The sequence below is a fragment of the Pseudoalteromonas sp. R3 genome (assembly GCF_004014715.1).
Lineage (GTDB): Bacteria > Pseudomonadota > Gammaproteobacteria > Enterobacterales > Alteromonadaceae > Pseudoalteromonas.
Genome location: NZ_CP034835.1, coordinates 2,973,341 through 2,999,910, shown reverse-complemented (window position 1 = coordinate 2,999,910; position 26,570 = coordinate 2,973,341). Strand labels below are relative to the sequence as shown.

25 protein-coding genes are annotated in these 26,570 nt (G+C 48.3%); 12 read left to right on the top strand and 13 right to left on the bottom strand.

Annotation, left to right across the window (positions count from 1 at the left end):
- Window positions 1-9 precede the first annotated feature (9 nt).
- Entirely contained in the window at window positions 10-1,050 is a 1,041-nt protein-coding gene (locus ELR70_RS18190) for a zinc-dependent alcohol dehydrogenase family protein (RefSeq protein WP_054015710.1), read from the bottom strand.
- A gap of 145 nt (window positions 1,051-1,195) precedes the next feature.
- Here ELR70_RS18190 and ELR70_RS18185 point away from each other — a divergent pair, with 145 nt between their 5' ends.
- The 5 genes from ELR70_RS18185 (at window position 1,196) to ELR70_RS18165 (ending at window position 4,070) form a co-directional block, all read left to right on the top strand.
- Window positions 1,196-1,660 (top strand): Lrp/AsnC family transcriptional regulator, encoded by a 465-nt coding sequence (locus tag ELR70_RS18185; RefSeq protein WP_054015711.1) that lies wholly within the window; start codon window positions 1,196-1,198, stop codon window positions 1,658-1,660.
- 97 nt (window positions 1,661-1,757) lie between these two features.
- Complete coding sequence (locus tag ELR70_RS18180; protein ID WP_054015712.1) at window positions 1,758-2,366, top strand: TetR/AcrR family transcriptional regulator; 609 nt, start codon at window positions 1,758-1,760, stop codon at window positions 2,364-2,366.
- 134 nt (window positions 2,367-2,500) lie between these two features.
- A complete protein-coding gene (locus ELR70_RS18175) occupies window positions 2,501-2,941 on the top strand; it encodes a hypothetical protein (protein ID WP_054015713.1) in 441 nt (146 codons plus the stop codon).
- Between the two features lie 147 nt (window positions 2,942-3,088).
- A complete protein-coding gene (locus ELR70_RS18170) occupies window positions 3,089-3,535 on the top strand; it encodes a hypothetical protein (protein ID WP_054015714.1) in 447 nt (148 codons plus the stop codon).
- A gap of 61 nt (window positions 3,536-3,596) precedes the next feature.
- Entirely contained in the window at window positions 3,597-4,070 is a 474-nt protein-coding gene (locus ELR70_RS18165; RefSeq protein WP_054015715.1) for a DM13 domain-containing protein, read from the top strand.
- Between the two features lie 55 nt (window positions 4,071-4,125).
- On the opposite strand, the gene ELR70_RS18160 is transcribed toward ELR70_RS18165, so the two are convergent.
- On the bottom strand, window positions 4,126-5,112 hold the full coding sequence (locus ELR70_RS18160) for a hypothetical protein (RefSeq protein ID WP_128064663.1): 987 nt from the start codon (window positions 5,110-5,112) through the stop codon (window positions 4,126-4,128).
- 104 nt (window positions 5,113-5,216) lie between these two features.
- The gene (locus tag ELR70_RS18155) at window positions 5,217-5,894 is read right to left on the bottom strand and encodes a hypothetical protein (RefSeq protein WP_128064662.1); all 678 of its coding nucleotides are present in this window, start codon (window positions 5,892-5,894) and stop codon (window positions 5,217-5,219) included.
- Window positions 5,895-6,134: 240 nt separating this feature from the next.
- Between ELR70_RS18155 and ELR70_RS18150 the strand changes: the two genes are divergently transcribed.
- Window positions 6,135-7,565 (top strand): glycerophosphodiester phosphodiesterase family protein, encoded by a 1,431-nt coding sequence (locus tag ELR70_RS18150; protein ID WP_054015717.1) that lies wholly within the window; start codon window positions 6,135-6,137, stop codon window positions 7,563-7,565.
- Between the two features lie 110 nt (window positions 7,566-7,675).
- On the opposite strand, the gene ELR70_RS18145 is transcribed toward ELR70_RS18150, so the two are convergent.
- From ELR70_RS18145 to ELR70_RS18130, 4 genes are all read right to left on the bottom strand, one after another.
- Window positions 7,676-9,028, bottom strand: a complete 1,353-nt coding sequence (locus ELR70_RS18145; protein WP_054015718.1) for a DUF1501 domain-containing protein — start codon at window positions 9,026-9,028, stop codon at window positions 7,676-7,678.
- A 10-nt stretch (window positions 9,029-9,038) separates the two neighbouring features.
- A complete protein-coding gene (locus ELR70_RS18140; RefSeq protein WP_054015719.1) occupies window positions 9,039-10,904 on the bottom strand; it encodes a DUF1800 domain-containing protein in 1,866 nt (621 codons plus the stop codon).
- Between the two features lie 391 nt (window positions 10,905-11,295).
- Window positions 11,296-12,678 carry a HAMP domain-containing sensor histidine kinase gene (locus ELR70_RS18135; protein WP_054015720.1) on the bottom strand — a complete coding sequence of 461 codons (1,383 nt, stop codon included), beginning with the start codon at window positions 12,676-12,678 and terminating at the stop codon, window positions 11,296-11,298.
- Entirely contained in the window at window positions 12,671-13,354 is a 684-nt protein-coding gene (locus ELR70_RS18130; protein WP_054015721.1) for a response regulator transcription factor, read from the bottom strand. The genes ELR70_RS18135 and ELR70_RS18130 overlap by 8 nt, the downstream gene beginning before the upstream one ends.
- 134 nt (window positions 13,355-13,488) lie before the next feature.
- Between ELR70_RS18130 and ELR70_RS18125 the strand changes: the two genes are divergently transcribed.
- Window positions 13,489-13,683, top strand: coding sequence for a hypothetical protein (locus tag ELR70_RS18125; RefSeq protein ID WP_054015722.1), 195 nt, complete (start codon window positions 13,489-13,491; stop codon window positions 13,681-13,683).
- Between the two features lie 43 nt (window positions 13,684-13,726).
- On the opposite strand, the gene ELR70_RS18120 is transcribed toward ELR70_RS18125, so the two are convergent.
- Window positions 13,727-14,233, bottom strand: a complete 507-nt coding sequence (locus tag ELR70_RS18120) for a lactoylglutathione lyase family protein (RefSeq protein ID WP_054015723.1) — start codon at window positions 14,231-14,233, stop codon at window positions 13,727-13,729.
- A 94-nt stretch (window positions 14,234-14,327) separates the two neighbouring features.
- On the opposite strand from ELR70_RS18120, the gene ELR70_RS18115 reads away from it, so the two are divergent.
- From ELR70_RS18115 to ELR70_RS18105, 3 genes are all read left to right on the top strand, one after another.
- On the top strand, window positions 14,328-15,197 hold the full coding sequence (locus ELR70_RS18115; protein WP_054015724.1) for a LysR family transcriptional regulator: 870 nt from the start codon (window positions 14,328-14,330) through the stop codon (window positions 15,195-15,197).
- A gap of 116 nt (window positions 15,198-15,313) precedes the next feature.
- Window positions 15,314-15,649: a zinc ribbon domain-containing protein YjdM gene (locus ELR70_RS18110; RefSeq protein WP_054015725.1), complete on the top strand. Its 336-nt coding sequence runs from the start codon at window positions 15,314-15,316 to the stop codon at window positions 15,647-15,649.
- A 310-nt stretch (window positions 15,650-15,959) separates the two neighbouring features.
- Complete coding sequence (locus ELR70_RS18105; RefSeq protein ID WP_054015843.1) at window positions 15,960-16,472, top strand: lipocalin family protein; 513 nt, start codon at window positions 15,960-15,962, stop codon at window positions 16,470-16,472.
- Window positions 16,473-16,480: 8 nt separating this feature from the next.
- Here the strand turns inward: ELR70_RS18105 and ELR70_RS18100 are convergent, their stop codons facing one another.
- From ELR70_RS18100 to ELR70_RS18080, 5 genes are read right to left on the bottom strand one after another with little or no spacing between them, the layout of a single operon-like run.
- Window positions 16,481-17,770 carry an ATP-binding protein gene (locus tag ELR70_RS18100; protein ID WP_054015726.1) on the bottom strand — a complete coding sequence of 430 codons (1,290 nt, stop codon included), beginning with the start codon at window positions 17,768-17,770 and terminating at the stop codon, window positions 16,481-16,483.
- A 2-nt stretch (window positions 17,771-17,772) separates the two neighbouring features.
- Window positions 17,773-19,182, bottom strand: coding sequence for a sigma-54 dependent transcriptional regulator (locus ELR70_RS18095; protein ID WP_082353210.1), 1,410 nt, complete (start codon window positions 19,180-19,182; stop codon window positions 17,773-17,775).
- A 19-nt stretch (window positions 19,183-19,201) separates the two neighbouring features.
- Window positions 19,202-21,589: an ABC transporter permease gene (locus tag ELR70_RS18090; protein ID WP_054015728.1), complete on the bottom strand. Its 2,388-nt coding sequence runs from the start codon at window positions 21,587-21,589 to the stop codon at window positions 19,202-19,204.
- The gene (locus tag ELR70_RS18085) at window positions 21,586-22,293 is read right to left on the bottom strand and encodes an ABC transporter ATP-binding protein (protein WP_054015729.1); all 708 of its coding nucleotides are present in this window, start codon (window positions 22,291-22,293) and stop codon (window positions 21,586-21,588) included. The genes ELR70_RS18090 and ELR70_RS18085 overlap by 4 nt, the downstream gene beginning before the upstream one ends.
- Window positions 22,294-22,303: 10 nt before the next feature.
- Entirely contained in the window at window positions 22,304-23,551 is a 1,248-nt protein-coding gene (locus ELR70_RS18080) for an HlyD family efflux transporter periplasmic adaptor subunit (RefSeq protein ID WP_054015730.1), read from the bottom strand.
- A 675-nt stretch (window positions 23,552-24,226) separates the two neighbouring features.
- On the opposite strand from ELR70_RS18080, the gene ELR70_RS18075 reads away from it, so the two are divergent.
- Window positions 24,227-24,544 carry a hypothetical protein gene (locus ELR70_RS18075; protein WP_054015731.1) on the top strand — a complete coding sequence of 106 codons (318 nt, stop codon included), beginning with the start codon at window positions 24,227-24,229 and terminating at the stop codon, window positions 24,542-24,544.
- Between the two features lie 130 nt (window positions 24,545-24,674).
- Window positions 24,675-26,117: a hypothetical protein gene (locus ELR70_RS18070; protein WP_054015732.1), complete on the top strand. Its 1,443-nt coding sequence runs from the start codon at window positions 24,675-24,677 to the stop codon at window positions 26,115-26,117.
- Window positions 26,118-26,570 lie beyond the last annotated feature (453 nt).

Sequence of the window (26,570 nt, the reverse complement as noted above, 5' to 3'; positions counted from 1 at the left end):
CACTCGTATTTAAAACTCAGTGATTACGGTGACACCAGGTAGCCTTATTTCATCCATGGTCGTCAGGATATTAATTGAACTGGCCAGATCAACCTTACGGCCAATCAGCTGTTCGGGCTGTAATTTTCCTGACAAGATCATTTGCAACATTGCCTCATAGCGGTATGCCTGCATACCATGACTGCCTATGATTTCAAGCTCTTGGGCGATCACTTTGTCCATTGGCAGGTTTGGTTTCGCATGGTCTGCCATTAATAATCCTACCTGAATATGTTTGCCACGGTTACGCAGACTGTTGATTGAGTTTATGCAGGTGGTTGAATGTCCAAGTGCGTCGAGCGATACATGCGCACCACCTTGTGTTAATTCAATGATAGCTTGCGGTAGGTTTTGTGTTGTTCTTGCGTTCAATGTAATCGCAGCACCTACCTGTTTTGCAAGCGATAGAGCTTGGTCTGAGATATCGACAGCAATAACATTAGCGCCTGCTGCATTGGCTATCATTATTGCTGAAAGCCCAACCCCTCCGCAACCATGTACAACGACCCACTGTCCGGCTTGAACCTTACCTTGATCTACAACCGCTCTGAACGAAGTAACAAATCGGCAGCCCAAACTGGCTGCTGTTGCAAAGTCTATCTGTTGAGGCAGGTGGACTAGATTCGTATCTGCGTGGTCTACCGTGACATATTCTGCAAAAGAGCCCCAGTGAGTAAATCCGGGCTGGGTTTGATTTGGGCAGACCTGATGGTCACCTGCGTTACAATCGACACAGGTTCCACAGGCATTGATAAAAGGAACTGTGACGCGCTCACCTACCTTGAAATGTCTTACCTCTTTGCCCACTGCTTCAATGACACCTGAAAATTCATGCCCAGGCACATGGGGTAATTCAATACCTGGATCGTGTCCCATCCACCCGTGCCAGTCACTCCGGCAAATCCCAGTCGCTTTTACTTTAACTACAACACCGTGTGAGGCTGGCTCAGGGTCTGGCACTTGAGTGAGTATCGGTAAAGCTGAAAAACTCTCGTAAACAATGGCTTTCATTTGTGACTCCTGTAAGGACAAGCTGATTGAGTGTTTAAAAAACTATACGTCAGCGATGTGAAATTACCTTGCTTTTGAAAGTGGAAAAGACATCAGTTGTGAAATACTCTTCTATTAAGATTGGTTAAATTAGAGAGTTCTTTCTATGTACACCTTAGATAAGATAGATAAACGAATTTTGGCGCGTTTGCAGCAAGATGGTCGACTGACCAACGCCAAGCTGGCGGATGAGCTGTCGCTGAGTGAAACACCATGTTGGCGTCGGGTAAAAAAGCTGGAAGAAGCGGGCGTGATCGAAGGATATCAGGCTCGTCTGAATCGACAGAGCCTGGGCTTTGGCGTTGTCGCATTCGTTCAGCTAACCTATATTGCACACGATGAGGAAACAACCTATGCCTTTGAGCAAGTAATCCGACATTGTGACTATGTACTGTCATGCCACAATACAACAGGGGAGGCGGACTTTTTGCTACACGTTGTTGCACGCGACCTTGATGATTACAGTAAGTTTGTTGATTCTGTGCTCAGAAAACTCAAAGGGGTTTCATCGATTCGATCGAGCATTTCACTCAAAGAAGTTAAGGGATCTTCACAGTTACCGGTAGTTTGATGTCGTCCTAGATCGCTTAAGTACGCACTTTATTGAAAAGTAAACTAGCTAGTGTAAAAATACCCTCAGTATAAGCCATAGAAAATAACTCAATACTATGACCGTTAAAGTTACCCGCAGCATGCTGAAACGCCAGGCTATTATTGATGGAGCCCTGAGCGCCTTTCAGCAATATGGTGTCAGCGACACCAGTATGGACAAGATTGCACAGACAGCTCAGGTTTCGAAACGCACCGTTTACAATCACTTCGAGAGCAAGGAACAGTTAGTTACCCACATAATCAAAGAGATTTGGCGTCAGAATATCCTCACCTGTGATATTGAGTATCAGGCAGATATTGCGCTGGATGTACAGTTAGCCGCCTTATTAAAAAATGAACTGGACTTTCTGAGTAACCAAAATTTGCAGGAGCTTACCCGGGTAGCGATTGGGTATTGTCTGTTTAACCCTGATATTTTTACCGCTGAAATGAGCGAATTTTTCGAGCAGGAAACTGCGTTAATCCGCTGGATAAAGCAGGCCGTTTTAACTGGTCGACTGCGTCAGGTTGAACCGCATAAAGCACATGCTCAGTTGATCAGTTTGCTAAAGGGGCAGGCGTTCTGGCCACAGATCTTACACCAGCAGCCAGCATTAACGAATGTACAAATTGAGGAATTGACAGAGGATACAGTGGCTTTCTTTCTGGCGTATTATCAGGCGTGACTGTTAGGTCGCAGTGATACACCATATAGTATTGCAAAAATAGCAAAACAAAGAGTTCCCAAAAAGGGGGATTTCTCTGGGGTGAAATTTTTAGTTGTTGTATTATAAGGTTTTACCTTAAGTATTCTACAACTATGAAAATAACAAAACACCACTTCTTTGCTCCTTTATTGCTGTGCGGTGCATTAAACGCACAGGCTGTTGAATTTCAAGTCGCAACTGGAATTGGGACTCAATATGGCTTTTTAGGAGCACAGTTAAATGCCATAGAGGGTGATACTAAATACTATGTGTCCGCGGGGATACTGGGCGCTGGGCTAGGCTTTAGCACTGCGTTTTCAGACGATAAAAAGGTCGCCGTGGGTGCCGTCGTTAGCCGCTTTTTTGGCATCTTTGGCTCACATACAGATATCGCGGGGCTGACGCTTAATTATCGAGCCAATGGTTTTGCAAGCCGGGGGTGGGACTTTGGCATAGGTGTAGGCTACTATGAGCGTACAGAGAACTCCTGGTCTTCAGGAGACAGATTTGAGAGTGGGGCTGCGCTTACATTCAACGTGGGTTACGCATTTTAATTAATGTGTAACCGCTTTTGGCAAATAAATCTTACAATTGAGACTTGTAATTACAAATGGTGTGCTCAAAAATTAGTCGTTGTTTTGATGGCGTAATGGAGCTTGCGGTTCTGTCTCGTCAATTATCATAATATAAGGAAGCATACTATGTGGAAAACGCTATTTGCCAAAAGCCCACACTATGATGGGATCCGACCTTTCAATATCTACTTTATGCGTCTAATTTATATCCTGATGGCCTTTGTACTTGGGCTGGATGTCTGGGGACACATATTAACTTATGAAGGAGTCTGGGAGGAAAATGAAGCAATGGCCTGGAGTGTGTGGGCGGCGTTTTCTGTGCTCGCTGTGGTGGGGATTTTTCGTCCGGTACACATGATCCCTGTCCTGCTGCTGGAGATAGTATACAAATTGATATGGCTGGTACTGGTCGCATATCCGTTGTGGCAGGCAGATAGGTTAGTTGGCTCCGGCCTTGAGGAAACCACATTTGCTTTTGTACTGGTGATACTGCCTATTCTGGCCATACCCTGGCGTTATGTATTCAATCGTTATATTTATACTACAAAAGAGACACAAGCATCTCCTGGGTGACGAATAAATGGTCCATGCTTCATAAAGTCGCAGCCCAGTCAAAGGACCTGAGGAGCAATGAATGACTTTACGTACACTGGTTTTATTGATCACACATGGTGTGGTTGGGTTTGCTGGCTTTGCAGCTGGTATTTATATGTTACCTATTCTAACCGCCCCTCCTGCACCTAATGAGGGGGCTGTTACCGCTGCATCCCTTGGCGCTGACTATTCAGCGCAGTTTCGAAAGTCGTTGCAAGACAGCGATGCACTGCATTGGGGTGAAGGAATGGTATCTATCGGTAAAGAGCACATTACCCTGCTTGGCGAGCTCGCGCCCGGGCCGGATTATCGCTTATACCTGTCTCCTCAGTTTGTGGAAACTGAAGCTGACTTTAATCGCCTCAAAACTAGCATGGTTGAAGTCGGTGATATCAAAACTTTTAGCAACTTTGTGGTCGATGTACCTAAGCAAATCAATCCGGCAGATTACAATACTGTGATTGTCTGGTGCGAGGCTTTTGGCGAGTTTATTACAGCGGCTCAGTACCAGTAGTGTTTAGCGTTGTATTCAGAAAAAAGAGGCGCCATTGTGGCGCCTTTCAGAGTAGTTAATCAGTTACCGTTCTTGGGGTGTTGTGGGCAAAGAGACTCCAGTAAACGTCATTTAATAAGGCATCATCAGACCAATCAGGACTAAATTGTGTGGTAAAGCTACCCTGACCATCATAGTTACGATTGCCATAGTCGCCGTTGTATAAGTGGAACACGACCTGAGCGACCTGCGCTACCAATTCAATGTTGCCATTATGCCACCTGGCCTGAATATCAGCCGGATAAGCGGCGATATTGTCTTGTTTAGCGCCATTACCGTCATAGTCGTGGAAAATAAGGGTACCGTTGTGCGCTGTCATATAGTCATGATCGGTCGATGCTATGCCATCAATGGTGCCATGTTGGTAGGTATTGATAAAGGTGCTACGGCATACATTAGTGTCTTCTTTGTTAAAGCTGATTTGTTTCAGATCTGCCGTACTGAATCCTACAAAGCACAGCACTGTGCCATCGTCTTGTGCTATTAAATTACTGAGTGCCGTGGGTTTGACGGCTGTCACTTTTTCATTATACATGGCAGGTGAATGCCATTTTGTTTGTGGAACCTCTACGGTGGTAATGCGGCTTGAGTTGTAGTTCTTTTCCACATAGATGCCATTGTGTTCTGTTACAAACACCATATACACATCGTCATTTATTTTGTCGATAGAGATGAACTGAACCGCGGAGTCAAATTCTCCGAGGATACTATATGAGTTTCTTGTGTAGACCTTGGCATCATTGGCTGCGATGAGTAGGTCACCTGAATAGGGGTCGAAATGAATACTGGTAATGGCCCCTTTTTGAAACTGACAGTAGTCGGTCCAGCCTTTGTTGACATCACCTATGTTATTTAAATTCAGACTTTTTATCGTACCATCTGCAAACGCCGCATACAGTATTTGCTCTGCCGAGCCACCAACGACGATACTAAAGGGCAGCTCGGGCCAAAACGTGGGAAATAGATTAACATGAGACCAGTATTCAAATTCTTCGCAATACATGGCCAGCTGCACACCTTCATTTACATAATGGAGTCGGGATACTTGCACTTTGGAGGCTGTGGGCAGGGCATAGAAAACAGGCGCATCGCCAATGTTTTTGTGTTTTATCTCAAATCCTTTAGAGACGGTTTGTGGTAACTCCCCTGACTAGCATAAGAGATTGCAAAGGTTTTTCCGCCAAGCGTAAAGGCATGGAGTGATTTAACTGCGCCCTTAGCCTCAGAGGCATCTATACCATGTTGCCATTTTTTTTGCTTATCATTATAGATGGCAACAGCGCCACCAAGATGGTCTTCTTGATGGGTCCAGTCGAAGCTTGGGCTGAGCTCCCACAAGGAGTTAAAGAACGCTTTCCATTCGAACTGATTTTTAGTCACAATTTTGCGATCACCCATTCCGACAAACAAAAAACCATTGACATAGGCCAGTGACAAAATGCCGCCAGAAAAGCCGGGGGCGGTCGGATTATCTTGCAACAGCTTTGCCTGTTCGACTCTGCCAAAGCCACTGTCGGCGTAGACTATTTTTACCACCAAGTTAGACGATAGACCTAGGAAAAGCACGTGCTGGTCATCAATATCGGACTGAACATTGAGTACTGAAGTAACAAATCCGCCAGCATTGGCAATTGTTTTAGCCACTTCAGGAAAAGACTCGAACAAAAATTCAGCGTACTGACTGGGGCCGTCACTATACCCGTCATTCTTTGGCTTGTTGTAATTCGACACATACATATAGAAAGAGAAGTTATCGACAGCGCTATTATTTTGAGCAGTATCCATTTGACGTTACCTTAATTTATTTGCTGATAAGAGCTCCAGGCTCATTCGCAGTATCTCGTTCCGGGAGCGTAAGTTAAAGATAGTGTAATGCTGTCGTAATGTAGTGATGTTCAGTTATATTTTGAGATAGAGCGTCACAAAATAGTCATTGAGTGTTCCCACTTCGGTAATAGAGCACCTCTATTGTTATTTCCCTTAAGAATAATAACGCTTTCTTTTGACGTAAACTTAGGAATAACAATGAAAAAAATAACTTCACTCTCTGCTGTTATCGCGGCTTTGTTTTTGGCTGGCTGTGATGATGACAAAACCGAAGTGGTTGAGGTAGAAAAAGCGGTTGTTACCACAGATACTAAAACTCAGGTGGTAGAAGTCGAAAAAACGGTGGTAGTTACCGACACGGTCACTGAAATCAAAACAATTGAAGTGCCGGTTGTGGTTGAAGTGCCAGCGGGTGGTGCCAATAATATGCAAGTTGGCACGCGCCCGGACTTTTTGATCCAGGACATGGATGAAGGTGAGTTAAAAGACAAACTGGCGCAATGCTCGAACGGTCCATTCTATAAAACTGACTTTTCTATTGGTCACCGCGGTGCACCAATGCAATTCCCTGAGCACACTAAAGAGTCTTACCTTGCGGCGGCTAAAATGGGCGCTGGTATTCTTGAGTGTGACGTTACCTTTACCAAAGACAAAGAGCTGGTATGTCGTCACTCTCAGTGCGACTTACATACCACGACGAATATTCTGGAAACTGACTTAGCGCAGAACTGCTCTACGCCGTTTGAACCTGCAGATCCTGAAAATGGGGTTGTGGCAAGGGCTAAGTGCTGTACCAGTGACATTACTCTGGCGGAGTTTAGAACGTTGGAAGGTAAAATGGACGCGTCTAACCCAAATGGGACCACCGTTGCTGAGTACATGAATGGCACATCTAAGTGGCGCACCGACCTGTACTCTAGCCGCGGTACACTTATGACCCATGCTGAAAGTATTGCCCTGTTCAAAGAGCTGGGTGTAAAAATGACACCCGAACTTAAGTCACCATCAGTGACTATGCCTTTCGATGGTTTTTCTCAGCAGGATTATGCGCAGAAGATGATCGACGAATATAAAGCTGCGGGTGTTGAGCCTAAGCATGTCTGGGCACAGTCGTTTAATCGTGATGACATTAACTACTGGATTGCGCAAAACCCAGAGTTTGGTGCACAGGCAGTGTACCTGGATGACCGTTATGACGCACAAACCGCAGCCAATGAACAGGGGGTTACACCACAGCAGCTGGTTAATAATCCTGAGTTGCTTGTTCCAACCATGGCTGAACTGGCGGCTGATGGTGTGAAAATCATCGCACCTCCTATGTGGGTGCTGGTTACCGAAGAAAATGGTGAGATGGTGCCTTCAGCCTATGCTAAGGCTGCTCGTGAAGCTGGACTTGGGATCATTACCTGGACGCTGGAGCGTTCTGGCCACCTTGCCACCGGCGGTGGTTGGTACTACCAAAGCGTCAACGGTGCGCACCGTGGTGAAAGCATGATAGACAATGATGGCGACACCTTTAAGTTACTCGACGTACTGGCTAAAGACGTGGGCGTAATGGGTGTATTCTCTGACTGGCCTGCAACAACAACTTACTACGCAAGCTGTATGGGCATGCCTGCGAGCATCTGATCCGGCTCTTGATCTACAATACAGGCCGCAGCTTCGAGTCTGAGCTGCGGCTTTTTTGTGTTTAAAAGAACTTACTGAACAGCAAGCGCGCAGCACAGCTGGCGTCGCTGTCATTTAAACAAAGAAAGTGGGCCACTGAAGTTATTCAGGTTGGGGAACAGGGTATTTAGTAGGCTTGTATCTAAACCCATCCACTGTCCGAGGCTGGCGGCATACTGATCGACAGACGTAGTTGGGATCAGGCGGCCACCCCCTGCGTCCAGCTCGTGATTAAGCGTCGCTTGCGGGATATCACCATAAATAGTCCCCCCGTTGACCGCTCCGCCCATGACAAAGTGATGGCCGGCCCAGCCATGATCTGTACCGTCTCCGTTTATGGCCAGCGTACGTCCAAAATCAGAGGCCGTGAACACTGTGACCTGCTCACTCAGATTAAGGCTTTCCATCGCGGTATTAAAGGCCACCAATGCGCCATCCAGAGCACTGTGCAATTTGGGCAGGTTTTGCGCTTGCCCTGAGTGAGTGTCAAATCCGCCCATAGCCACGACATAGACCTGTCTTGATGCCCCAAGCTGCTGGCGAGCGGCAATGCTTTTACTGACCGTTTGCAATTGTCTGCCCAACGATGTTGTCGGAAAGTCGGGCAGTGTCACTGTGGTATTGGCCTGTGCAGCGTTAAACTGACTATTTGCCTGATAGCCGTTGTTAATGGCATTGGTGACGTCTTGCTGCAGAAAGTTTTGTGCATTTTGAGGCTGACTGCTGAAATGAGCGACCAGCTCTGGGTGGTTGTCAAATTCTTCGAGGGCTTCTATGGTGGCTGCCTGGCCATCACTGACATGGTAGGGGGCGGTTTGTTTACCGGTCAGCCATAATGCGCCATCTGCCGTGGTAATGGCATTAAACGGGGTATTGCTGGTCAGGCCCTGAGCCATGAGCGCATCATTCATTAAGCCACCCCATCCAAATTGCGCACCTTCTGCAGCGCCAGACATCCAGGTTGATTGCTGGTCGTTATGCGAAAACAGCCGTGGCGGCAGTCTTGCGGTGTCTTGCGCCATCATAGATGCCGTGACGGGGCTGAGTAAGGGCCCCACATTGCCAATGACAGCCAGCTTATTTTGCTGATATAAACTGGCCAGCCCAGCTAATTCTGCAGGCAGGGCAAAGCGGCGCGAGCCAAAACGCCCGGGTGTGGTAATAGGCAACAGGTTAGCCAAAGTACGTGGCGTTGTATACTTGCCCAGCAGACTTTGACGATGAGTAGCCCACTGCGCATAGCTTGGTTCATCAAAGGGAATAATGGTATCGTGATTGTCCATACCACCGTACAAAAATACGCAGACCAGTGCTTTATAATCACCACTTTGAGGCGGACTATTCGCCAGAGCCTGGCCCAACTGAAACATCGATGACGCCATTAAAGAGGCACCGCTGAGTTTGATAAAGTCGCGTCTGTTCATAGCTGTGCTCCTATTTTTGAACTAAATAATCGGGTGAAGTCATCACCAGTAAAATGGCCAGGTGTACGAGCCTCAGGGGCTCTGCTTCGTCGTTTTGGGCTACTGTTTGCAATATCTGTTTAATCTGTTGTTTGCTGGTGGCACTGAGTTGCCCGGCACACAGCAGCAGATCAAGGCGGTTGATTAAGGCATCCGAGTCGCCTGCCAGCGCCTGTTCGGCGTCATAGCTTGCTAGAAAGCTTTCCACGGCGTTTTCGGCATTCAGCGGAATATTTTCTTCGTCGTAAACGGCTTGTAGATCTTCCACATCTACTTCCTGCTGCAGGCCGGTGATGTAGTAAGTCATGAAGTTTGCATAGCCAGTGATGGTGCTGGCATTGGTGATCTGTAACTCAGGTGCCACCAGGTCATTTGACGCACTTACGCTGCCGGGGGCGGTATAGCCCGGACGGAAGAAGTTAAAAACACTGGGTGAGCGGTAGGGGTGCTGGCCCAGCATGCCGGCACCTCTGGTATCCCAAAGCATTTCCTGATATTCGGGGGTGATGTTTTTTATCGCAAATGCCCGTGCCCATTGAGTAAAGCGCAAAATGGGTTCACGAATTTTACCGCCACGAACACCTGCACTCGCTCGGGCTTCTGAATCAAATAAAATGGCTGCCAGTGTTGCAGTTAAGTCGCCACGACTTCCATCACCGACAGTTGTGCCATCGGGCAAAGTGGCGTGACCACTGCTAAAGGCGCTGGCAACACGGGCGACATAGTCAGGTGAAGGGTTTGACATGACCAATCGCTGGATGAGCTGTTTAGAGACAAATGGGGGGACATTCGGGTGGGCAAAAATATGGTCCAGCGCCTGGGTTACGGAGGCTTTAGGCCCAGTGCCTGCGGCAATGGTGGTGCCCAAAAAGCGTTTACTTTGCTCACTGTGGTTTTGTGGGTACACGGCCATGGGCAGGGCAAATTCATTTACTTCAGTTTCTTCCGATGTCTCGTAGTCCATGTCTAAGCCTGTAAATACCCGTGCCAGTCCGGTGATGTCCTGATTGGTGTAGAGCTCTTTAACTGCGCCGCTCTGATCACGTTTGGGTGTACCATCTGGGTTCAGTGCAACAACACCAACGGTAAACAGTTGCAGTAATTCCCGGGCATAATTTTCATCTGGCATCCGGCCTGTGACTTCATCTCCTTTGAGGTTGCCCATATAGGTCAGGTAAAACCCCATTGCAGGAGAGTAGGTTACAGCTTCAAGTAGCTCCCTGTAGTTGCCAAAGGCATGCTGGATCAGAATATCCTGATACGAGGCGACCGCTTCTGGAATATCCGTGAGCTCTTCGCCGCCTGCATTCGATACTACCAGTATTTCCGACAGGGCAAATGCCATTCTCTGACGCAACTGATCTTCGCCGGCTATGGCATTACGCCAGAAAGCCACACTGGTCGACTCGATATACAGAGCGTTAAAATCATCTTCTGCGGTGGGCGGCGGAGTAAACTCGGACACAACGGGCATGATCAGACTGGGTGGCAACTTAAGCTGTGCCGTGAACCAGTCTGATGCACTTTTGCCTGTGAGCGACGCCAGGTCTTCTGGTCGAGTGCCAAAAGTGGCTTGCTGCAAAAACCGGGATGTACTGATGGGCGTTGCAAAGGTTTGATCTGCCAATGGAGTATTGTCGTCCGGTGTGTCGCCGATGCTGCCACCGTTGTTGTTTTGAGCATCGTTATCCGTACCACCATTGTTTGAATTACCTGAGTCTGGTGAGGAAGGGACGGGGTTATTGGCGGTGTTCTGGCTGCCGTCACTGCCTCCACACCCAGTCAGGCTCATACACAGGCAGAGCAGCAGTATGTTAAGCGGGGTTAATCTAAACATGATTTCACTCTCTTACTTAGGGATAGATTAAGTCTAGAGTGAAACGCACCGAAACGGTCATACAGTTGTCATACGGGTTGTTTACAAAATTGTATGCTACCGTCAACGCCTCAGTTCAATTTGGCTTGTTCGCTACGCTTGGTGGTTCCCGGCTCGGGGGCCGGGATGACGGATCTCAATACCGTCTCGGTCATTCCGTGCATTGACACGGGAGCTGCTTATCGACAGCGTTTTAGTTCTACTTAGCTTGTTCGCAACGCTTGGGGGTTCCCGACTCGGAGGCCGGGATGACGGATCTCAATACAGTCTCGGTCATTCCGTGCACCGGCACGGGGTAACGGAATAGATAAGTATGCTTTGGCGGTAAATAAGTGACTCACATCAGCTATAACTAATCACTCCGTGCAGAGCGTGTGGGGATCTCAATATTAAATACGGCACCGGGCTGTTGTTCAAGCAGGCAGAGCTGTGCTTTATGTACGTCGCAAATGGCCCGCACTATACTGAGCCCAAGGCCATTGCCAGGGCGGCCACGGCTGATATCAGCACGATAGAACTTGTCAAAGACTTTGTGCTGGTCACCCTGCGGGATCCCGGGACCATCGTCACCAATTTGCAGCAAGGCGCTGTCGGTATGACTTTGCAGCCTCAGCCAGACATGCGACTGTTCATGACTATGCTCCAGCGCGTTTTCCAACAAATTACAGATCAGCTGACCCAACAGATCTTTGTCGCCGTGGCAGTGTACTGACGGCACAATGGATACATCAAAACGGCGGCCACTGTCTTCAAAGACAGGCTGATAGCTTTGTGCCAGTTCATCGAGTAATGCCGACAAATCAAACGTTTTAAAGCCCTGTATATGTTTGCCGGACTCAATGGCATTGAGTCGCACCAGATTGTTAAATGTATTGATGACCTGAGCCAGCTCACTACTTGCTTTATCAATATGGCCTTCAAGTGCAGCCGTGTCGTCTAGGTCCTGATACATACTCTGAAGGCGGTTGGAAATTCGCGATAGAGGGGTTTTCAGGTCATGAGCAATGCCCACTGACATGGTTTTCATATTGCCGTGCAGGCGGGTTATTTCGTCCAGCATCTGGTTAATAGCAAGGCTGAGCGCCACAATATCGGGGTGAGAGGTTGAAACTTCAGTGCGTTTTGAGTCGGGTGAGTGTGCCACTTTTTCTAACTGAGCCGATAAGTCTCGTAATGGGCGGGTTCGTTTGAGTTGCAGCCATACGATCACAGCCAAAATGAACGGCAGGCTCAACAGAGCAAACCGCCCTAAGAGCTGGTCATAAAACTCGGCTTTATGAGCGTGCATGTCGTCACGTTTTTGCCAGTAATGAATATGTAAGCTGTCGGGTAAATCGAGCCTGGCAGAAAGCAGCTCTATGTTGCCCTCTTCGCCAAAGGAAACACTTTGCCACTGTGCAGAACTTGCAACGCTCAGAACAGTGTTGGCGCCAAAAAGCAGCTTGTCCTGCTCATATATGGCAACCAGCCAGCCGTCATCAAGCAGATGTGCCCGTGCCTCGGTGTCGGACCAGATCTCGTCCTCATCCAGTTCGAACTCTTGCAACACGTGCTCAAAGCCATGCTCATCCAGCATTATCTTGACCTCAGCCAGAAACTCGCTAAATTCGCTCTGCTGCTCTTGTTTGTCCTGCCAGAGAAGTAACTGACTGATGAGCCACAACAATAACAGCATACCCACCCAAAGTGTGCCACCCACCGCAGCGGTTTGTGTCAGGTGATAACGGCTAATCATCAGAGTGACCTGTCAGCAGGTATCCGCTGCCGCGGATGGTTTTGATCATGTCGAAGGCAAAAGGTTTATCCAGTTTGTTGCGCAAACGACTGACATGAGTTTGCACCAGGCTGGTTTTGGGATCGAAACTAAACCCCCAGACCTGTTCCAGCAGCATAGTTTTGGTGATCAACTGTTCCGGGTTTTGCATCATATATTCCAGTATCTGGTACTCTTTTGGCATCAGTTCTATTTCTTGTCCAGCTCTGAACACTTGACGGGAAGTGCGGTTAAGCCTGAGCTCGCCCAAAGATAATTCTTGTGTGTCCGTGCGTAATGGTTGGCGTCTGGCCAGAGCTTTTAAACGAGCATACAGTTCAGCAAACGCAAAGGGTTTAACTAAATAATCATCGGCCCCGGCCTCGAGCCCGGCCACCCGATCGGCCGTATCGCTCAGCGCTGTAAGCATAATTATAGGAGTTTTAACTTTGCTGGCGCGTAAAATCCTGACCGCGTCCAGACCATCCATATTAGGTAGCAGGCGGTCGAAAATGATGACATCAAAATGGGTCGCAGACGCACTCAGCATGGCTTGTTCTGCGTTACTGCAATGCTGTACACGGGCATTGTGCTGTGTCAGTCCTGCACAGATAAAATCGGCGGTATCCGGGTCGTCTTCTACTAATAAAATGTGCATACAAACCTGAGGTTATCGTCACTCAGTTAAAGCATATCGTATTTTTGTGTTGGGTTGGCATACAATTTTGTATTGTACTGTGCCTGCATGTGTATAAAATTAAATCAATTCAGGTATAGAATAAGGAAATAAATATGGCACACAAGCAAGCCGAATCAGGACCTAACCCGGGCCTGTATATTGCGGTTGGTGCAGGGATCGGTGCGGCAATGGGGGTGACTTTTGGGGTCGCTTTTGACATTCTGGCTTTCACTATTGCTCCGTGCGCCGGGGCTGGCATAGCGCTGGGCGTTGCGTTTTGGGGCGCCAACAAGCAAGCTGATAAATAAGCCGGTAAGTAAGCAGGGCCGACAGGTTCAGCCCTGCAAATTGTTATTCCTGATAGGCGCCTGCGCTGTAAATCAACTCATAGCTGTGGCTGTATATCTCGACTATGTTACCAAACGGGTCTTCCATATAAATCATGCGATAAGGCTTTTCGCCCGGGTAATAATAGCGGGGTTTTTCCATGCGCTTTTTACCACCTGCGGCCACTATTTTATCCGCCAGACCTTCTACATCGGGGTCTTGTACGCAGAAATGAAAAACGCCGGTTTTCCAGTATTCAAAATTGTTGTCGGGGTTGGTTTGATTGTCGAACTGAAATAATTCGACGCCAATACGATCGCCAGTAGACAGGTGCGCTATGCGAAAGCGTTTCCAGCCCGGACCAAATACGTCGGTGCACATTTCACCTATGGCGCTGTCATCTTCAATAATTTCAGTCGGTGCCATAATGACATACCAGCCCATTACCTGAGTATAAAACTCGACGGCTTTCTCCAGGTCAGGGACCGAAATACCGATATGCGAAAAATTACGTGGGTAAACCTGGCTCATAGAATACTCTCCTCTGTTTGAATGATGAACAGGTTACAAACACTTATTCATCAAGTAAAATTATTAAAAGTTATCTAAATAAGTATATTTTGTAATGGTAAATAACAGCTGGCTGCGAACATTTTGTACCCTTGCCGAAGTCGAACACTTCACACGGACGGCTGAACAGCTGCATATGACGCAATCGGGTGTGAGTCAGCATGTTCAAAAACTGGAAGCGCATTTTGGTGTTGCTTTGCTGCTGCGTGACAGCAAACAAGTGGTGCTGACGGAAGCGGGCAAACGACTGCGTATACAGGCACAACACATACTGCAAAGCTTATCGGATCTTGAGGTTAGTATAGGAGAAGATCCGGCTTTTGAGGGGGAGGTCAAAGTGATGTCTCCGGGCAGTGTGGGGCTGCGGTTATATCCGCATTTGCTGACACTTCAGGCGCGTTATCCCAAGCTGATAATCGATCACAGATTTGCACCTAATCAGGCCATTGAAAAAGCTGTAGCCGATGGCGATGCAGATATGGGTTTCACAACCGTGCAGGCAAAGTCGGCCGATGTCATCAGCGAGGTGGTCGCCACGGAACCTTTATTACTGGTGACACCCGCGGAGGTAAGTCAGCCGAGCTGGGAAACGTTGTTATCTTTGGGTTTTATTGATCATCCTGATGGTGCACATCATGCCCAACTATTGCTCAGCGCTAACTACACGCAGTTTCAGAACTGCAGTGAATTTGAGCGCAAAGGGTTTTCTAATCAGATTAGCCTGATTTTGGAGCCTGTGAGCCGGGGTTTGGGGTTTACTGTTTTGCCTGCCTACGCTGTTGAGGCATTTGCAAGGCAAGAGCAGATAAAGGTACATACACTGGGCTACCCGGTGAGCGAAACAATATTTTTGTGTACGACCAAACGTGGCATCTTACCTGCCAGAGTAGACACTGTAATTAAACATGCAAAAACTAGTTTTTAAGGGCAGTTATATTATTCATTGCTGCACTAAATCAATAAATATTGACTTGGGACTGGCACATCTGTGACTGAGCCATTACTATGCAGACCAAATGAATCAAAATGTAGTAAGTAAGCATGTCTTTACCTCCTTGCCCAAAATGTAATTCTGAATATGTTTATCAGGATCAAAGCAACCTGGTGTGCCCAGAGTGCGCCTATGAGTGGAACCCAAACGAAGTCAATGATGACGACCTGGTAAAAGTGAAAGATGCGAACGGTGCTTTGCTGGCCGACGGCGATAAAGTGACCGTGATTAAAGATCTGAAAATCAAAGGGAGTTCTCAGGTCATCAAAATTGGTACTAAAGCGCTTGTTCGCCGAGTACTGGACAAAAAAGACCACGAACTGGATTGTAAAGTCGACGGCGTGGGAGAAATGATGGTGACTGCCAAGTTCGTCAAAAAAGCCTGATTGTTTCATCCCGGCTTCGGGCGCCGGTATGGCGGATCTCAGCATCTTCTCAGTTATCCCGGCATATCCTTGGCAATCCCAACACTCTCTTAGTCATCCCGTGCATCGACACGGGATCTACTCACCAACAACGTCTTAGTTCAACTTGGCTTATTCGTGCCGGCATTACTGCTCTCTCTGCTCTGCATTGCAGGTGCCTGCTACAATGTGTATTACTGGATAGTGGAGCGTCGGGAAAAGCGCACAAAACAGTGAACCTGTGCTGTTTCCTGAGCGTACTACCAGCATTGGGTTTTACAAGGAATACACATTGAAAACACTGTTAATCATCATGATGGCGCTTATTCTCAGCAGTTGTCTGGGTATGCCACAGGGCGTGCAGCCCGTTAATAATTTTGAGCTGAACCGTTACCTTGGTAAGTGGTATGAGATTGCCAGACTGGATCATTCCTTCGAACGCGGACTTTCTCGCGTAACGGCGCAATACAGTATGCGCGAAGATGGCGGCGTAAAAGTGATTAATCGTGGCTTTAACGCCGAAGAAAATCAGTGGCGCGAAGCTGAGGGCAAAGCGTTTTTTGTCGACCAGGACGATGAAGCCTATCTGAAAGTCTCGTTTTTTGGTCCGTTTTACGGTGCCTATGTGGTGTTTGAGCTGGACCATCAAAACTATCAATATGCATTTGTGTCTGGCCCCGATACCGACTATTTGTGGCTGCTCTCAAGAACACCAGAAGTAGACCAGGCCATTATCGACAAGTTCGTTCGCATGGCCTCCGCGCGTGGCTTTGATACCAACTCACTGATTTTTGTTGAGCAGTAGAATCTTGCTCAGCCCTGAGCGAGTGGCAGCTGAATGCGGGCTCTGGCACCGGGTTTGTCAGTGCGATTAACCAGTGTCAGGCGGCCGTTGTGTTGCTCAATGATGTTTTTACACAGTACCAGCCCAATGCCTTTGCCGTTTTCTTTGGTGGTATAAAAAGGCACAAACAAGTTGTCGGGGTTACTAATGCCCTGACCCTCATCCAGCACATCAATAAAGACGTACTGTGCTGTTTTACTGGCAGTAATGTTAATAGCAGTCATTTGTGTACCGGCCTCCAGTGCATTGGTGATCAAATTAACCAGCACTTGTTCCATCAGGCTGACGTCTATTTGTAGCGTAAATTCTTGTTCAACTATACAGCGAACCCGTGGCTCATATAATGCCTGCATTGGGGTCAGCAGGGCGTTTATGGTGATCTCTTTGGGGTGCAGCTGGTGCTGTCTTGCAACACTGGCATAGCGATTCACGAACGACATTAGCCCATCACTGCGTTGTACAATCACCGCTAAGGCCTGCTCGAAATCGGCCTGAGTGTCTTTACCTGGCTCCAGGGTTTGTAATGTCTGTGCCAGTGACTTAATGGGGGAGAGCGAGTTGTGGATCTCATGACTCAGAATACGGATCATCTTTTGCCAGGCGTCACGCTGCGCCTGACTTACCACCGACTGTACATCGGTGAGGATCAATAAATGAGCATGACTGTCATTGATGGGGAGCTGGCTTTGGCGGATCTGCCATTGCTGAGCAAGAGAGGGGTGACTGAATTGCCACTGACCATTAGACTGCACCAGGCTAAAATGGTGTGCTTTGGTCAGTCGTTGCGTTTGCCAGGGTTTGCCTGTCCAGTTTGAGAAGGCCTCATTGGCATGAACCAGAGCATTACTTTCATCAAACACTACAATGGGACTAGGCAGCTGCTCAATCAGCTGAAACAGTAAGATGGCCTGATGATCCCGTGCCGATTTATATGCCTGCAAATGCTCACACAGCTGGCTGGTTTCTGTTTGCAGCTGAGCCAGGATACCGCTTTGATCGTGCGTATAAAACCGTTGCCCATAATCCTCAAGGCGCATGGCTTCGACCGTGTTAGTCAGATGATAAAAGGGCTGAACAACGCGGGTTTTAATGCTGTGTAGCAGCAGTGCAGCCGGGCAAAGTACCACAACACAGTTGGTAAGGATGCCCAGCCAGCCACTGCTAAGGCTGAGCAGTAGCGCGGTGCTGAGCAAGGCAAACAGCAGCCAGACTATCAGGAAAAACCCAGAAACAAGGCGTTCGTAATTTAATTTAATCACGGTTAAGGCTGCCGGGTTTTGATGCTGAATTTGTCCATGCGGCGGTACAGCGCACTTTTGCTGATCCCCAGCAATGCCGATGCCTCTTCGACGTTGTCCTGACACTGAGAGAGTGCCATTTTGATCAGTTTCTGCTCCGCCTGCTCCAGCGTGACCAGTTCCTTTACCGGGCTGTTCAGCTCGCTGCTGGCTGGTTTGATGTTGAGCTGACTGGCTGTGATCTCGGCCTCGTCACACATTAGTACTGCCCGCTCCATAATGTGGCTTAATTCTCGCACATTGCCCGGCCAGTGATAGGCCTGCAGTACTTTACGGGCACACTCTGATAAAGGCGCTTCGGGCAGTTCATAGCGTTTCGCATGAGCCGATATAAAGTGCTCGGCGAGTGGTATAACTTCGTTACTGCGCTGTCTAAGTGGTGGCAGTGTCAGCTCTATGGTATTGAGCCTGAAATACAGATCCTGACGAAATGCCCCTTGCGTTTGCAGAGTATCGAGATCTGCATTCGTAGCGCTGATAAGTCGGCAATCTGCGTGACAAGTTGCGTCGGAGCCGAGCGGCTCGTATTCACCATTTTCCAGTACCCGTAGCAACTTAGCCTGCTGAGATTCGTTTAGCGTCGCGATTTCATCTAAAAATAAAGTGCCGCTGCTTGCCTGACTGAAGCGGCCTTCGCGGTTCTGACGGGCATCGGTGAATGCCCCTTTAACATGACCAAACAGCTCGCTTTCGAACAAGGTATCCGGGATTGCCGCCATGTTAACGCTGATGAGTTTTCCCGTTTGCAGGCTTTGCTGGTGGAGGTATTGCGCAACCTGGGATTTACCCGTGCCGTTTTCGCCTCGCAACAGAATATTGGCGCCGGTCGGGGCGACCCGATCAAGCTGCTTTTTAAGTGCCTGCATTTGCGGGCTGATCCACAGCAGGGGGCTTTCGGCGGGCGCCTTTAGCAAGACCGGATCAGCGCTTTGTCTGGCCTGGGTCATGTGCCGTAGCCCCAGATGCTTTTTTATCATCATCAGCACAGTGTGGTTGTCCCAGGGCTTGGCAAAAAAATCTACTGCACCTCGCTGCATGGCTTCGACGGCCAGATTAACACTGGACCAGGCGGTCATGGCAATAAATGCCGGGCTGGATGGTGTCTGCGCAGCATGTTCTGACAGGAAATTAAGCCCTTCCTGACCAGAGGTTGTATCCAGCTCATAATTCATGTCGAGCAGCACCAGGTCGATTGTGTGCTGCGCCAGAGCCTGTGCCGCAGCACTCAGGGTGTCACATTGAATTGTGTTAAAACCGCTGTTTTTCAGCAGTATATGAAGACTCAGGCGAATATCAGCCTTGTCATCAACGATAAGTAAGGTGCCTTGCATGATTAAACAGGCAGACGCCGCTCGGCGCCTGCTTTTCCTCATTTACTTTTTATTAGAATGGTTATTCATTTCTCAGTGCCCGGATAGGATCCTGACGGACCACCTTTTGCACCGGCAGATAGCTTGCAATTAGCGCAACCAATAGCATAACCGGAATGCTGCTAACAACAGCCAGCCAGTTTACGTCGACAGGTCCATTGCCAATACGCGACCACAGCAGATATCCAAGACTGGCAAACAACAGGCTCAGAGCCAGGCCGGTGAATATAGGCACAAAACTCTGTTTTACAATCATAGCAACCAGCTTATGTGTATGCGCACCCAAAGACAGGTGAATGCCCAGTTCGTAGCGACGCATCTGGACACTGTATGTGAGTACACCATAAATGCCTGCGCCAGCCAGGCTAAGTGTCAGTACAAGCAGTGCTACTGTCAACATGGCCTGAAGCCAGGTTTGTCTGAGTCGCTGACTGAGCATATCATCCACTTTCCTGAAATCCGAGAAGTTTAAGGTCGGATGGATGTCCTTTAATACGTTGCCCAGTTGCGAGTGCGACAGCGGCCCACTGGCTTTAATAATAAACGCATTGCTGCCTTCAGTAAGAGGCACATAATAGCGTTCCAGCTCGTACCCTAAAGGGCCTGTTGGCACGTACACGTCATCAACAATGCCAACCACCTGTCTGGGCGTTTCCTGGTCGATATACAGTGTCTGACCCAGAGGATTGGTCTCGCCATACAGGCGCCTGGCCAGAGAGTCGGAGAGCACAATCTCATTATTATCTTCACCGGATGCTGCGATAGGCGTGAAGCTGCGGCCTTGCGTGATTGGCAATGACAGGGCGGTGAAGGCATCCTGATCAAAAAATGCCAGACTCATGATCCCGATCAGCTCAACCTTTTCGTCGTATAGATAGTTTTTCCAGCCCATGGCCAGTGGTGAGGTGGCGCTGGCCGCAACCGTTTCAATATTGGCCTGTGTGCCCAGGGTGTTTTTAACCTGTCTGGATAACTCAAACGGATCAATTTCGGTAGCGCTGCCATCGACACGGACGTAATAAAGGTGCTCGGTGTTAAACCCGGTTGGGTGTGTCATTTCCTGATAAGCAGGCAATAGTTTATTGGCAGCCAAAAATAACAACAGACTGGCGAACATCACCTGTAGTGCAACCAGAATATGGCGAGTGCGGGCTGAGATCTGTGCACCGGTGCCTTTACCGCTGGCGTGCAGGGCGTTGGTCAGGGCCTGGTAGTTGACCTGGCGACTGGTGATGGCTGCTATTACCAGGGCTATGATCAGTGCCAGCAAGACTGCAACAATCACGGTTGGCGCATCAAGCGATAAGGATTGCATGCGAGTAAACAGGTAACTCAGGTCGTCGGCCAGTAGCACATTAAGCCACTCCGCGGCCAGCAATCCTAAAACCGTTGCTGCGCTAATCAACAAGATACTTTCACAAAACATACTGATAAAAATATGTTGTGGTTTGGCACCCAGCGCTGCCTGAATGGCCATCGTTCTTTGTTTCTGGGCACCACGAGACAAAAACAGGTTAGTTACATTGGTCAGGGCGATCAACACCAGCACCGCGGCTGAAAATAACAAGCTCAGTGCCAGAGTGTCGCTTTCTGCGATGATCCTGCTGCGTAGCGGTGTAAAGCGGGCACCAATGGCAGTGTCGGGTGCCACATTGTCACGAGACTGATATAAGGCATCGATTTGTTCGCCAAGTGAATGGTTCGCCTGTTCAGGGTTTACGCCCGGCTTAAAACGAGCAATCCCATTAAACTGACTGCTGATACTGTTCCAGTGACTAGTGGTGCTAAGCGCCTCAGGAAAACTGCTAAATCCGCTGATGGCAAAGCTTCTGAAAATTTCAGGCACTTCAAAGTCAGCGGCAGTCACCCCGACGATTTTGTAGGCAACCCGGTTGAGTTGAGTGAAGGACCCAATAACCTCAGGATCGGCGTTAAAGTTGTCCTGCCAGGCCTGATAGCTCAGCACCAGTACCTTTTGTTCATCGCTTACGCTTTCATTGCTGTTCAGCGCGCGACCCAGGTGCATAGGGACACCCAGCAAAGAGAAGAACTCCGGAGAGACACGGAGAATATCAACCGTGGGGCGTTGGTCCACATCCATCAGACGCGGTGATGTCAGATGTAGCATCGCCATTTCGTCAATAAACTGCTGATCCTGATGGATCAGAAACTGGGTGGGTAACATCTGAAAGCCATACTGGGTTTCGCCATTAATGGTTTCACTTTGGTCGGTGACCCATAAGGTGTCGGCGTTGGGGTAGGGCAGAGGTTTGGTTAGTAGCCTGTGATTGATATTGATCACCACACACAGCGCTGCAAGCGTGAGCGCAAGTGTGAGGATCACCGTAAGACTAAAGCCGGGCAACTTTTTCAGGTTGGAGGCGGCCAGTTTAAGTTCTTCTTTGATCATCCCGCCATCTCCAGGTTGACCTCGTCGACCATCACCCCATCAAGCAGAAACAGTTTACGACCAGCCATATCAGCATATCTGGGGTCGTGCGTTACCATACACATGGTGGTGCCTTGTGCATTTAAATCGTGCAGCATCTGCATAACGGCATCGCCATTTTTGGAGTCCAGGTTTCCGGTGGGTTCGTCGATGAGCAGAATGTCGGGCTTGTTAACCAGCGCACGGGCAATGGCAATGCGTTGCTGCTGACCACCGGAAAGTTGATTGGGTTGATGATCCACCCGGTGGCTCATTTGCACCAGTTCCAGGCACTGCATAACGCGTTCTTTAAGTTGTGGGCCGCTTAAAGGCTGTTCACTGTATTTAACGGGCAGTGCCAGATTGTCGAATACATTTAGTTCATCAATCAGGTTGAATGACTGAAAGACAAAGCCTATGTGCTTGTTTCTTAAAGTAGCACGCTGGTTGACACTGAGCCGGCTGACATCGTTACCGGCAATCTTATAGCGACCGCCAGTCGGCGTGTCCAGCAGACCCAGAATATTGAGCAGTGTGGACTTGCCACATCCCGACGGGCCTGAGATAGAGACATACTCCCCCTCGTTAATGCGCAGGTTTACGCCCCGTAAGGCTTGTGTCTCTAAGCCACTGAGCAGGAAGTGTTTGGTGATATCGGTGAGTTCAATAACGCATTGGTTGTTCATTGTTGTTTCCTTATTTACTCAGGTACACGACCGGCTCATCCCGATAGGATGCCATATCCGACAGAATAAAGCGCTGCTGTGGCTGTGCGCCGGATAGCAACTGAATATACTGTGCGGTCTGGGCGCCATAGTGTACCTCAATGGCGTGTGCTTGTTGGGTATTGGGTTCGATACGATACAAAGTGGCAGTGCTGAAAGCCTTGGCACCAATGGGTTTGTCGATATACAACGCATCCTCAAGGGTGCTGATATGTATAGTTCCTTCAATGTTTAGCTCGGGCCGGGCGCTGTCGGGCAGCACGGCAGGCAGGGCCACTTCGACTTCAATATTGCCGTTTTGCACCATTGGGTTGATCCGCGAGACCGTGCCGGTGATAAGGTCGGCGCGGGTATTCACTTGTACCGACTGCTTAAGTTTAATTTGTTCAGCATAGGCCTGCGGGATTTGCAGCTGAGCATATAAATCTTTAGTGCTGCCAACCAGTGCAAGTTGCGCGCCCAGCGGCACACTTTGCCCCAGTTCCACATGGAGTTGTTGCACAACGCCAGTGATCCCCGCACGCACAGTCAGTTGGTCTACCCGGTGCTGAATTAACTGATATGCCTCTTCGGCGGCTTCTATATCGGAGTTGGCCAGTTGTAAATTGGCCTGATGTAAGGTTTTAAGCTGAGCGATACGGCGCTGTTCGATATCAATGCGCCGCTTAAGCTGGCGATGCTCCAGTACGGTACGCTGATAATCCAGCTTGGACACGGCACCATCTTCAACCAGCCCGGCCTGCGCTGAGACCTCGAGTTCAGCACTTTCCAGTTCAGACTTTAAGATCTCCAGGCTGGCTTGATGCGACAGCATTTCCCGCTGTTGATTAATATCGGATTGTAAATACTGATCTTTGGCCTGTTGAAGTGCTCGTTTTGCATCTTTAAGTGACTGGGAAAGGTTGGCATCCTTTAGCTTCATAATCACGCTGCTGGGCGTGACCTCAGCACCGGGACGCAGCATAATCTCCTCAACCGTGGCCTCACTGGCGGCGCTGATCAGACGTGGCGTGCGCGACTTGAGTTGACCAAACCCCGCCACTGAAATGGTCAAATCGCCTTGTCTGACTTTACCAATCCAGGCATTCTCTGCGGGCAAAGACGCTTGTGCTGTAGGTTGCGATATCAACCAGCCAACAATCGCTATGGCCAAAGCAATACCACCCAGCCACAACCAGTTTACTTTTATGTTGTTTTTCTGTTCGACCTGTATGTCCATACCATTTCCTCTGTGGGCATTTGGGTATAGGCATTACAAGTCATATGCCAATTTTTAAGTTTTTGTATTTTATAAGTTTTGTGTTTTTTTGATGTGGGTTCAGCGCGGTAATTTGTGGAATTGGAATTGCGATTTTTGGAAATGGGAGAAAAAACCCGGTCGAATTTCACTTGGTTTAGGTAGCCTGCGTTCACACGTATTTAATGGGTAAGGCACGCCAAGCATCACTGTTTACTCCGTCTAAACTCGGTACCAACATCCCCCGACACCACCCTGGATGCTTGCGAGTCGGTAGCTACTGATGCGCGATACGGAAGTATCAAGTTGATACAACGCTTACAGACATTTCCGTCATCCCGGACGCTTGCGAGCCGGGAACTACTTAAACGCAACGCAGAAGTAGCGGCTCAAATCTAACTGTGGCGTACCACAACACCTTGCCAAATAAGAGAGAAGTGGGTCTAATAACAGGAACAGTGCGTTGTTCAGGCAGGGATTGAGTCACATTACAACGGTTTGAGCCATCATTGGTTCAAAACAAATTCACTCATCAAAAACAAATCCCCTAAGTGCAAATTACACCAGTCGGATACTGTGAGCAGATAGCGGCTCAGTTTAACGAGCGATTATGCGCGCTGGATACGCCTCAATACCAACACCAATAAGGATAAGACTATGAGAAAGGAAATAACGACACCATTCAATATCATTGCCACAGTTGTTGTGTGGCTGTTAGAGCTGATAAGCGAGCTTATCACAGCAGACATACAATCACATGCTGAGAGTGAGACTCTGCTTAACCTGTTATTTGAGTCAGCTGTGGCCCGTGTTTCTGTGTACTTTTTAATGTGGGTTTTCGCAGCTTTAGCAATCGCTGCGTTGTTTAGGGAACTCTGGAATCGTTTGTTTTCAGATCTCTTTACTCTTAGACAAATAAATTTCAATGAGTCTTATGCTACTTGTATTTTATTAACCTGGGTCGTTTTAGGGTAATGCGTTGTAATATCCTTGCCGAGTGAGATTGGCGTAAACTCCTCCTTCTCGAACTGAAGGTTTGCTAACCCTGTGCTAGTTCAGAGCGAGCAAACCTATTAATCGACGAACCACTTTTTCGGAGAGAAGTATGCAAGACAATCTGGCAATGACAACGAATGGCGTAACGACAACAGCTAAGGATATCGCTGAGGGTACCGTTAAAGTTGTTAAAGCAATCGATAAGTTCAACAATACAATTTCTATAGGCAAGGATGGAGCTGACCTCAACAAGGTCATTAAGGTTCTTACTGATTCCAGCATTTCCAAGCTATCGGCGTCATTCGGCGTACTTGGCGCTACATTGAGTTTTATATCCTTGTTCTCATCAAGTAAATCCAGCGAAGAAATCATTATCGATATGCTAGGTGATCTCGAATTAAAAATCGATTCGCTGCAAAGTCTGATGCTGGAACGGTTCGAGCATCTTGAAGCCGTTATTGAGCGAGTTGGCGCGAATGTTACGCTAAGTAATGCGTTCACAAACATTGATAGCGTTGCCAACTCGGTCGATGTATTTCTTAAAGCAACAAGTCATTCGGTACGTAAAGCGAGCCTGGAGAAGCTAAAACAGTATCAAGGTAAAGATTTGAGAGCGGCTGTTGAGCATATCAGCCAAACTCTGAGCGACCGTGTGGTCACCAACAATGTATATCACGCGAACCTTAAAGCATCTTATGGTAACGCTGTCATTATTCAGGAGGTTGGCAGAAGGCTGAACTATTACCTCATCAGGGCTAACCTGATGGAGAATTTTATTGACTGCGTGGGCTTAATTGACGATGAAGTGTTATTGTCTATTGAAGTCCCAGACGGGGGCAACCCACTAGACTTCGTGCCTCAGGAACATTTGGAAAAAATGCGAGGCAAAATAGAATCCAATGCATTATTTCACAGTAAACACATTCAGCGGCACGAACAAGCGTGGCTGAGAGCTTTAGAACTATGTAAACAGGACTGTAGTAAGTACATAGACCTATATATGACAAATAGGGTTTTCCCAACACTGGATGCGAAAAACCATAAAGCCTCTGTACAAAAAGTGATAGATGAATTGTCTGCCAATTGGGGTTGGCTCGATCATTTTGCTGTGGTCTATGACGATGTTAGCGGATCTTCAAAACATGCTATGAGTGGTTTATCCACACAACATCATGCTTATTCCAGGCAACCCGTATCCAAAGGGAAAATCAATGCTGTCATCGCTTGGATGGACAAAGAAAAACCGGCATTGGGTGCACAATTGAATTCTAAGGTTTCACACAAATACAAGGTAAAGGTCGGCGGTGGTCCCAGTCCATTTGGAGGCAGACCAGGTAAAATGGTGAAAAAAACCTACGGCGGTGATGCAGAAAAGTTCAGTCAGTGGAGCGACCTCAAGGATGTCTTAAACGACCTGACTGACAATCCACCCAACTCCCAACGTTTTATTTGGGTTAGTAAGAAAAAACAGGGTGTTTCCCGAGCACAAACCAACAATCAGCGCCTTCTGTGGCTCAATGGAAAATACCTCGACTTTGCGGCCTTTGAGTAAGGTCTTCATTTGGAGCCTTCAGGCATGTACTCTCCTCAATATGAGTGTGCAGATGTTGTTGATTGCAAATTGAGGTTTTTGAAAATGAGAGTGCAGGTGCGGGCTGAATTGACCTGTCGCCTGCGCTCACACAGATTAAATGAAAGAACACGCCAAACAACACTGTTGATTGCATAAAAGTACATGGCCAGCAGCCCCGGCGCCAATCCGGACGGCTTATGAGCGAGAGCTGTTTAAACACAACGCAAAGGTGTCGAGTTATGACAGCACTTACAAACACTTCCGATATCTCGGACGCTTGCGAGCCGGGAGCTACTAGCTCACAACGTAACAATGGCAGTCCACATCTATTCTTGCGAGCACCTCAGCACCTTGTCAAATAAGAGAAAAGAGGGTCTAATAACAGGAACAGCACCTTGTTCAGGCAGGGAATGAGTCACGTTGCAACGGCTT